Below are 7422 nucleotides of genomic sequence, written 5' to 3' on the forward strand. Positions count from 1 at the left end.
AGCATGCGGGTGCTGCCCAGCGGCAGGCCCAGCACGGCACGCAGGTGGTTCTCGAACTGCGAGGTCTCGCTGCCTTCGATGGTCCAGTGCCCGGAATTGTGCACGCGCGGCGCCATCTCGTTGGCCAGCAGTTCGCCATCGCGGCAGAAGAGCTCCAGCGCGAACACGCCCACATAGCCCAGGTGCTCCGCCACGCGGCGCGCATAACCAATCGCCGCCTCATGCTCGGCCTCGGACAGCACGGCCGGGGCCACGCTGGCCGACAGCACGCCATCGACATGCCAGTTGCCGGTGACCGGCCAGGCCTGGAAGCTGCCATCACGGCCGCGCACGGCGACCACGCTCACTTCGCGTTGGAAGGCGACGAAGCCCTCCAGGATCAGCCCGGTGCGCTCGACCTGGGCACCGAGCGCATCCCAGGCCGCGTCGATGTCGGCTTCGCTGCGGAGGCGGAACTGGCCCTTGCCGTCATAACCCAGGCGGCGGGTCTTGAGGATGCACGGCAGGCCGAATTCGGCGGCCTTGGTGGCCAGCTCGTCGCGGCTGCGGATGTCGGCAAACGGCGGCAGCGGGATGCCCAGCTGCTGGAACAGCGTCTTCTCGCTCAGCCGGTCCTGGGCCACCGCCAGCGCCGACGGTGGCGGGTAGACCGGCACCTGGTCGGCCAGCCACTGCGCACTGTCAGCGGGCACGTTCTCGAAATCGAAGGTGACCACGTCGACCTTGGCGGCGAACGCCGCCAGTGCCGCGCGATCATCGAATGCCGCCACGGTGAGCGGTGCCAGCGGGCCACTGCAGGCGTCGGCAGCCGGGTCATACAACTCGAAGCGCAGCCCCAGCGGCGCACCGGCCAGGACCATCATGCGGGCGAGCTGGCCGCCGCCCAGGATGCCGACGGTCAGGCTCATTGGCGGGGATCGTCGTGGGCCATCACATCTTCGGTCTGGCGCGTGCGGAACGCCTCCAGCGCCTGGCCGATGGCCGGCTGGTCGCTGGCCAGCATCGCCGCGGCGAACAGCGCCGCGTTCGACGCACCGGCGTTGCCGATGGCGAAGGTCGCAACCGGAATGCCGGCCGGCATCTGCACGATCGACAGCAGCGAATCCATGCCATTGAGGGCCTTGGACTGCACCGGCACGCCCAGCACCGGCACGGCGGTCTTCGCGGCGATCATGCCCGGCAGGTGGGCAGCCCCGCCGGCGCCGGCGATGATCGCGCGCAGGCCGCGCGGGCCCGCTTCTTCTGCGTAGCTGAACAACACGTCCGGCGTGCGGTGGGCCGAGACCACCTTCACTTCGAACGGAACACCCAGGGCTTCAAGCTTCTGGGCGGCGTGCTGCATGGTTTCCCAATCAGAGCGGGAACCCATGACGATGCCGACAAGCGGCGCGATCGGGTTGGGGGTCATTGGCCGTCACCTGCCTTAAAGACGTATTCTAGCCATCTTCCACGCAAGACGAAGAACCATGGATCGCAAGCTGCTTGACCTGCTGGTGTCGCCGGACACCCGCCAGCCCCTGTCCCTGCTGGATGGCAAGGGTCTGGACGCCCTCAACAAGGCTATTTCCGCTGGCGCGGTGATCAAGGCCGATGGCAACCCGCTGGCCCAGCCGCTGCGCGAAGCGCTGGTCACCCGTGACCGCAAGCAGGTGTTCCGGGTCGACGACGGCATTCCGGTGCTGCTGGCCGAAGAGGCCATCCCGACCGCCCAGATCGCTGACTTCCCCGCCGCATGACAACCCTGCCAGCGCCGGATGCGACCCTGGTCGCGGCCGATGTCGCCCGCGCGTTGGCCGAGGACCTGGGCAGCGGTGACGTCACTGCCGCTCTTCTGCCCGACCAGGCCGACAGTGCCTACCTGCTGTGCAAGCAGGACGCGGTCATCGCCGGCCGCCCCTGGTTCGATGCCACCCACCGCGCGCTCGACCCGGACGTGCGCATCGAATGGCGCGTAGCCGAGGGTGACCGCGTGGCCGCCGGCACCGTACTGGCCCTGCTGCATGGCCGCAGCCGCAGCCTGGTCAGTGCCGAGCGCACCTCGCTGAACTTCCTGCAGACCCTGTCCGGCACCGCTACCACCACCGCCCGCTACGTGGCCGCGGTGGTGGGCACCGGCACACGCATCCTTGATACCCGCAAGACCTTGCCTGGCCTGCGCCTGGCGCAGAAGTACGCGGTGCGCTGCGGCGGCGGTGACAACCACCGCTTCGGCCTGTACGACACCGTGATGCTGAAGGAAAACCACATCCGCGCCGCCGGCTCGCTGCCCGCGGCGGTGGCCGCCGCGCGCCAGCGGTGGCCGTCGTTGCCGCTGGTGGTGGAAGTGGAAGACCTGGACCAGCTGCAGCAGGCGCTGGATGCCGGCTGCGAGCGCATCCTGCTGGACGATTTCGATGCCGCGCTGCGCCGCGAGGCCGTGCGCATCACCGCCGGCCGCATTCCACTGGAAGTGTCCGGCAGCGTCGGCCTGGAGGGGCTGCGCGCGATTGCCGAGGACGGTGTGGACTGCATCTCCATCGGAGGGCTGACCAAGCATGTGCAGGCCATCGACCTGTCGCTGAAGCTGGGGCCGCCGCCGGGTTGAGGCCCGCAGGACCCTGTAGAACCGAGCCCACGCCCGGCTGCCTCTCGATCTGCAGCGCGACCCGCACGCGCTGCGCGCGATGAGCCGAGCATAGGCTCGGCTCTACGGGATCCGGCTCGCCTTCACGATTCGGCTACGCCTGCCTCTGCGACGCTGCGGCCATCCCCCACAGGAGCCGCGCATGCGCCGGATGCTGTTGCCTGCCTGCCTGCTGCTGGCCGCTGCCCCTTTGTCTGCAGCCGCCGCCGAAGCCTGCGATGTCCCGCCACGGTTCGGCCTGAGCCCGCTGGCCGTGTCCATCCGCAATGCAGCCTGCAATGAGCACCGTCTCTGGTACCGCCCCTTCATCGACCGCGACGGGCGCGCGGCCAGTCTCAGTGTCACCGAAGCGGAGAACGAACATCTGGCCGACAATGGCCTGATCGCTTGGCAGCGCGTGGCCAGTTACTGGCGCGACAGCGGCACACTCAACGCAATGGGCAGCATCCCGGGCGCGAGCAGCTGCCTGGCGCCGCTGGGTACACGCTATACCGACAGCGATTGCCGCGCGTTCCTGGTCGACAATCCGTGGTCGGCCGCGTTCATTTCCTGGGTGATGACCCGTGCCGGGGTGCCGGGCTTCACTACCTCGCCGCGGCATATCGACTACATCCGCGCCGCCTACCAGGCCGGACCGTCTGGCGTGCCGTACCGGCTGCTGGACCCGGCCACGGCAAAACCGGCGCCGGGCGACCTGCTGTGTTTCCTGCGCGACCGCAGCACCACGCTGAGCTACAGCGGCCTGGTGCAGGCGCTGGGCAACGGCTCGGTCGGGCATTGGAAATCGCATTGCGAGGTGGTGGTGGCAGCCAACCTGGGCGGCGACCAGACGCTGTATCTGGTCGGCGGCAACGTGATGAACACCGTGGCGATGCGCCTGCTGCAGCTCGACCGCAGCGGACGCATCCAGCTGCCGCCGGCACGCTCGCGCGACAGCATCGGCGTGGAGCCCAGCTGCACGCCCGGGCGCGAAGACGAATGCAGTTTCAACCGCCAGGACTGGGCGGCACTGCTGCAGTTGAATGCCACTGTGCCCGCCACCTTCGTTTCGCCTGCTCCAGCGGCCGAACCTGCGGTAGATCGCTGACGATCACGCTTGATCCCGCGCCGCTTCGCCGCCATCTTGGCTGCATCGACTCAAGACACTTCCTGCCATGCCCACCCTGCTCCTGTTGCTGATCGCTGGCGGTATCGTCTATTTCTTCTGGAACGCGGCACGTTCGGCCGCCGAACGTGCCGTCGAACTGGGCCGCAATGCGTGCCGCGCGGCCGATGTGCAGTGGCTGGACCAGGCGGTGCACGCCACCGGCATGCGCCTGTCGCGGGGCGAGGATGGCCGGCTCGGCTTCGAGCGCACCTTCAAGTTCGAGTATTCCTACGACGGCATGGACCGCCATGTCGGCCGCATGGTGCTGCGCGGCGACCAGCTGATCTCATTCACCGGCCCGGGCGCGGCGCGGATCAGCCAGATCCGCGCGGATGTGGACGATGCCGAGGATATGTAGGCGGTAGCGCCGGGCCATGCCCGGCGAGCGCAGCGGCAACCGTGTGCCGACCAACGGTCGGCACCCAACATTGCTTGAGAGTGTGCCGACCAACGGTCGGCACCTACCGTTATTTCACAACGCGCAGCGTGGGGCGGCCCTTCGGTGGCGGCCGGTCGTCGGGCGGCGTGTCATCCGAGGGTGTGTCGCCGTCGTGCATCAGCTCGTCACCAGTCGATGCCGGCTCGGTGCCCGGGATGTCATCCGGCAATGCCATGCCCTGCCCGGTTTCGCGCGCGTACACGGCCAGCACGGCGCTGATCGGCACCTGCACCGGATAGCTGGTACCGGAGAAGCGCGCCGAGAAGCTCACCATCTCGTTGTTGATCATCAGCTGCACCACCGCCCGTTCGGCGATGTTGAGCACCACCCGGCCATCCTTCACCGCCGAAGGCGGGACGTGGACGCCGGGAACACCAGCGTCGACCAGGATATGCGGGGTCAGCTGGTTGTCGTTGATCCATTCCACCAGCGCCCGCAGCAGGTACGGGCGGTGGCTGGTCATGTGGAAGAAGTCGTCGGTCATGCGTGAAGTGTACGCGCCCGACGCCCCTGCCGGGCGGATCGCCTGCACGCCGGTGGGCATGCAGACGGGATGCGGCCTCCGGATTCAGCCCGGCAGGTCGCGCAGCTTCTTTTCCTGTTCGGTCAGGCTGCGGGCGAAACCGGGGTGACGGAAGATGCGGTTGCCGTAGTCCTCGATGGCCTTGCCATCCTTGGGCAGCGGCACATCCAGCGACTGCAGGCGCCAGATGATCGGTGCCATGGCGCAGTCGGCCAGGCTCATTTCCGGGTTGAGGAAGAACTTGCTGGCCTTGAACAGCGGCAGCGAGGCGGTCAGCAGTTCCTTCAACCGCTTGCGCCCGGCCTCGGCCTGGGTCTTGTTGCCCAGCTGGATGGCCTGTACCTGAGGCACCCAATCGTGCTCGATGCGCAGCATCGCCAGGCGGATGCGCGCACGCGAGAGCGGATCGACCGGCATCAGCGGTGGATGCGGGTAGCGCTCGTCCAGGTACTCGCTGACCACCGAGGCGGCGTACAGCACCAGCTCACGCTCGACCAGGGTCGGCACCGAGTGGTAGGGGTTGAGGTCGATCAGATCTTCAGGCGGGTTCTGCGGATCGACGGGAACGGAGTCATAGGTGACCCCCTTGGCCGCCAGGACCAGGCGGACCCGGTGGCACAGGACATCATCGTTCGAGGAAAACAGCGTCAGTGTATTGCGCATGCGTACGCTCGCCGCCATCAAAGGCTCTCCCACGACAGGAGACCGCCTGCCGCATCGGCGCCGCCAGCACCGTGCTGGCGGTCGACTCCTCCCCGAGTGTGCAACCGGCCATCACAAAAGCCAATAGCCTTTGCGCATGGCCGGCAGCAGAATCAGTGCACGTCCTTCCAGTATTCCTTTTTCAGCAGGTACAGCAGGAACGTCAGCAGGGCCAGGAACAGGATCACCCAAACGCCCAGCTGCTGGCGCTTCAATGCGGCCGGCTCACCGGCATATTCAAGGAAGTTGGTGATGTCCCGCACGGCCTGGTCGTACTGCCCGGCATCAACACTGCCCGGTGTTTCGATGCGCAGGCCGGTGACCGGCGGATCCATCCCCGGCGCTTCGGCCTTGCCATGCACGGCGTGCTGCAGGCCCTGCATCTCCCACAGCGGGTTGGGCATGGATGCATTGGCGAACAGCGCATTGTTCCAGCCCAGCGGGCGACTGCTGTCCAGGTAGAACGACTTGAGGTAGGTGTAGACCCAGTCGCTGCCGCGCACCCGCGAAATGAGGCTGAGATCCGGCGGCATCTTGCCGAACCATTTCTCCGCCTGTTCCTTGGGCATCGCCACTGGAACCGGATCACCGATGGCCGAGCCGGTGAAGTTGAGGTTGGCCATCACCTCTTCCTCGCTCAGGCCCAGGTCCTGCGCCATGCGCGAATAACGCAGGTACTTCAGCGCATGGCAGCCGGAGCAATAGTTCATGTACAGCTGCGCGCCACGCTGCAGTGATGCGCGGTCACCGAGGTCGTTGCCGGCCTGCAGCAGTTTGGTGCCACCTTCGGCGGCGGAAGCCAGGAAAGTGCCCAGCATCAGGGTGGCTGTCAGGGCCAGCCGGACCATCCAGCGGTCAGTCATGGGTGGTCACCCTCTCCGGTACCGGCTTGGTCCTGTCCAACCTTGTCCATAGCGGCATGGTGATGAAGAATGCAAAGTACAGGAAGGTCAGCACCCGCCCGATGTAGGTCTCGTGCACGTCGGTGCCCGGACCGGAACCGATCACGCCCAGCCAGACGAAGCACACCGCCAGCACGCCCAGCATCACCTTCGAGATCCAGCCGCGGTAGCGCACCGACTTCACCTTCGCCTTGTCCAGCCATGGCACCAGGAACAGGATCGCGATGGCCGAGAACATCACCAGTACACCGCCCAGCTTGTTCGGCACCACGCGCAACATCGCGTAGTACGGCGTGTAGTACCAGACCGGCTTGATGTGCTCCGGGGTCACCAGGCGGTTGGCCTCGGTGAAGTTGTCGTGCTCCAGGAACAGGCCACCGAAACCGGGCGCGAAGAAGATGATGAAGGCGGCGATGATCAGCAGGAAGCCGGCCCCCACACCGTCCTTGAGCGTGTAGTAGGGGTGGAACGGGATGCCGTCGGCCGGCGCGTTCGGCGACCAGCGGTTGCCCTTCGGCCCCTTCTTGATCTCCACGCCATCGGGATTGTTCGAACCCACTTCGTGCAGCGCGCCCAAGTGCAGTACCACCAGCAGCAACAGCACCAGCGGCAGCGCGATGACGTGCAGGGCGAAGAAACGGTTGAGCGTTGCATCGCTGGGCAGGTAATCACCCATGATCCATTCGGTCAGGCCGTTGCCGATCACCGGTATCGCGCCGAACAGCGAGATGATCACCTTGGCGCCCCAGAACGACATCTGGCCCCACGGCAGCACGTAGCCCATGAAGGCTTCGGCCATCAGCACCAGGTAGATAAGCATGCCGAGGATCCACACCAGCTCGCGCGGCTTCTGGTAACTGCCGTACAGCAGACCACGGAACATGTGCAGGTAGACCACGATGAAGAACAGCGAGGCCCCGGTGGAGTGCATGTAGCGGATCAGCCAGCCCCACTCCACGTCCCGCATGATGTATTCGATGGAACCGAACGCCTCGGCGGCGTTGGTCTTGTAGTGCATCGTCAGGAAGATGCCGGTGACGATCTGGTTGACCAGCATAGTAGTTCTGGAAGCCCAGCCAGTACTGC

Annotated in this window: 10 protein-coding genes; 4 read left to right on the forward strand and 6 right to left on the reverse strand. The window is 66.6% G+C overall.

The features are described from left to right. The coding region (locus ACQKDV_RS17230; RefSeq protein ID WP_427785353.1) for a 5-(carboxyamino)imidazole ribonucleotide synthase at positions 1-908 on the reverse strand (908 nt) is incomplete at its 3' end. Next, positions 905-1408: a 5-(carboxyamino)imidazole ribonucleotide mutase gene (purE, locus tag ACQKDV_RS17235; protein ID WP_079221357.1), complete on the reverse strand. Its 504-nt coding sequence runs from the start codon at positions 1406-1408 to the stop codon at positions 905-907. The genes ACQKDV_RS17230 and purE, both read right to left, overlap by 4 nt. 58 nt (positions 1409-1466) lie before the next feature. On the opposite strand from purE, the gene ACQKDV_RS17240 reads away from it, so the two are divergent. From ACQKDV_RS17240 to ACQKDV_RS17255, 4 genes are all read left to right on the forward strand, one after another. Next, positions 1467-1736, forward strand: coding sequence for a Trm112 family protein (locus tag ACQKDV_RS17240; RefSeq protein WP_427785355.1), 270 nt, complete (start codon positions 1467-1469; stop codon positions 1734-1736). Next, positions 1733-2584 carry a carboxylating nicotinate-nucleotide diphosphorylase gene (gene nadC / locus ACQKDV_RS17245; RefSeq protein ID WP_427785357.1) on the forward strand — a complete coding sequence of 284 codons (852 nt, stop codon included), beginning with the start codon at positions 1733-1735 and terminating at the stop codon, positions 2582-2584. The genes ACQKDV_RS17240 and nadC overlap by 4 nt, the downstream gene beginning before the upstream one ends. A 181-nt stretch (positions 2585-2765) precedes the next feature. Then, a complete protein-coding gene (locus ACQKDV_RS17250; RefSeq protein WP_427785359.1) occupies positions 2766-3710 on the forward strand; it encodes a DUF2272 domain-containing protein in 945 nt (314 codons plus the stop codon). Positions 3711-3777: 67 nt separating this feature from the next. Next, positions 3778-4128 (forward strand): DUF3301 domain-containing protein, encoded by a 351-nt coding sequence (locus ACQKDV_RS17255; RefSeq protein ID WP_427785361.1) that lies wholly within the window; start codon positions 3778-3780, stop codon positions 4126-4128. Between the two features lie 109 nt (positions 4129-4237). Here ACQKDV_RS17255 and ACQKDV_RS17260 read toward each other — a convergent pair whose 3' ends face one another. The 4 genes from ACQKDV_RS17260 to ACQKDV_RS17275 all read right to left on the reverse strand — a co-directional run. Beyond that, complete coding sequence (locus ACQKDV_RS17260; RefSeq protein ID WP_427785367.1) at positions 4238-4693, reverse strand: ClpXP protease specificity-enhancing factor; 456 nt, start codon at positions 4691-4693, stop codon at positions 4238-4240. Between the two features lie 84 nt (positions 4694-4777). Next, entirely contained in the window at positions 4778-5413 is a 636-nt protein-coding gene (locus ACQKDV_RS17265) for a glutathione S-transferase N-terminal domain-containing protein (RefSeq protein WP_427785362.1), read from the reverse strand. Between the two features lie 134 nt (positions 5414-5547). After that, a complete protein-coding gene (locus tag ACQKDV_RS17270; RefSeq protein ID WP_427785364.1) occupies positions 5548-6297 on the reverse strand; it encodes a cytochrome c1 in 750 nt (249 codons plus the stop codon). Then, positions 6290-7422 (reverse strand): cytochrome b (locus tag ACQKDV_RS17275; protein WP_427785366.1); only part of this gene is annotated, 1133 nt, incomplete at its 5' end. The genes ACQKDV_RS17275 and ACQKDV_RS17270, both read right to left, overlap by 8 nt.

Origin of the sequence: Stenotrophomonas sp. NPDC077659, from assembly GCF_050268705.1 — a bacterium.
GTDB lineage: Bacteria > Pseudomonadota > Gammaproteobacteria > Xanthomonadales > Xanthomonadaceae > Stenotrophomonas.